Raw genomic sequence first — 1,448 nt, 5'->3', positions numbered from 1 at the left:
CCGGAGATCGCCTATTTGCGCAAGGCATCGACGCTCGCCGAAGCTGCCGTCACGCGAGCCTTCGAGGTGATCGCGCCGGGCGTTCGCGAATGCGACGCCATCGCCGCCATCCAGGCGGCGCAGATCGCGGGCAGCCCGGATTTTGCCGGCGACATCACAGCGCTTCCGCCGACAATCCTCGGTGGCGAGAATGCCTCGGCGCCGCACATCATGTGGAGCGACAGGCGGTTTGGAGAAAACGAGACGATTGCGCTGGAACTTGCCGGCGTTTGCCGCCGCTATGCCGCCGGCCTCGCCAGGACCATGCAGCTTGGCAAGACGCCGACAAATGTCTCGGATACCGCCAAAGCGGTGATCGAGGGCATGGACGCGGTGCTCAACGCGGTCAGGCCGGGAACGACTGCCGAAGCGGTCGAAGCTGCCTGGCGCAAGGTCATCCAGCGCTACGGACTGAAGAAGGAATCGCGCATCGGCTACTCCATCGGCGTCGCCTATCCGCCGGATTGGGGCGAACACACGATCAGCCTCAGGCCGGGCGACAAGACGGTGCTTGAACCGGGCAACGTCGTTCATTCCATCCTTGGCATGTGGATGGACGGCTGGGGCATCGAGGTCAGCGAGACCATCCTGGTCACCGAAACCGGCCACGAGACCCTGACGAAGTTCCCGCGAGAGATCCATGTCAAATCCTGAGGGTTCGGCCACGGCGGGTGGTGTTGCGAAAACCGTGACGACCGATATCGACGCCGGAATTCTCGACCGGATGATCGAGGTCCGTCGCCATCTGCACCGCAATCCCGAGCTTTCGAACCAGGAGGCCGGCACGCAGCGTTACCTCAGGCAGATGCTGGTGGATCAGGGAATCGTCGACATTCGCGACGTCGCCGGCTTTGGCCTTGCCGTCGATATTGTCGGCGCCGGCAGGCCGTCAAATCGAAAGATCGCCATTCGCGCCGACATCGATGCCTTGCCGATCGAGGAGGAGTCCGGCGTCGATTATGCATCGACGAATCCAGGTGTGATGCATGCCTGCGGTCACGACGCCCATGCATCGATGGCTTTCGCGGTGGCCGCGCATCTTCACCAGTCGCGGGACAGTTTTGGCGGTACCGTTCGCCTGATCTTCCAGCCGGCGGAGGAGGACGAACCGTCGGGCGGCAAGCGGGTGGTGGAAGAGGGGCTTCTCGACGACATCGACGCCGCCATCTGCGTCCACGTCGATCCGTACACACCGACCGGCAAGATCGCCGTCGGCTCCGGTCCCTACACTCTGGCCTGTGACACGTTCGATGTGGCCGTCATCGGCTCGGCGGCACACGCGGCAAAACCGCATGAAGGCGTCGATGCGTTGGCCGTGGCTTGCTCCCTGGTGAGCGAATTGCAGAAGATCGTTTCGCGCGAGACCGATCCGTACGATCCGCTGGTGATTTCCGTGACTGCCATCAATG

2 protein-coding genes are annotated in these 1,448 nt (G+C 63.3%); both read left to right on the top strand.

The genetic code is table 11. The features are described 5' to 3' along the window. A partial coding sequence (locus tag EN994_RS36350) for a M24 family metallopeptidase (RefSeq protein WP_245466080.1) occupies positions 1–693 on the top strand: 693 nt, incomplete at its 5' end. Beyond that, positions 680–1,448, top strand: a 769-nt coding sequence (locus EN994_RS25105) for an amidohydrolase (protein WP_164746163.1), incomplete at its 3' end; no start/stop codon positions are given. The genes EN994_RS36350 and EN994_RS25105, both read left to right, overlap by 14 nt.

Source organism: Mesorhizobium sp. M7A.F.Ca.CA.002.09.1.1 (assembly GCF_003998555.1).
Classification (GTDB): Bacteria; Pseudomonadota; Alphaproteobacteria; order Rhizobiales; family Rhizobiaceae; genus Mesorhizobium; species Mesorhizobium ciceri.
This window is presented reverse-complemented; position numbering and strand designations above follow the sequence as displayed.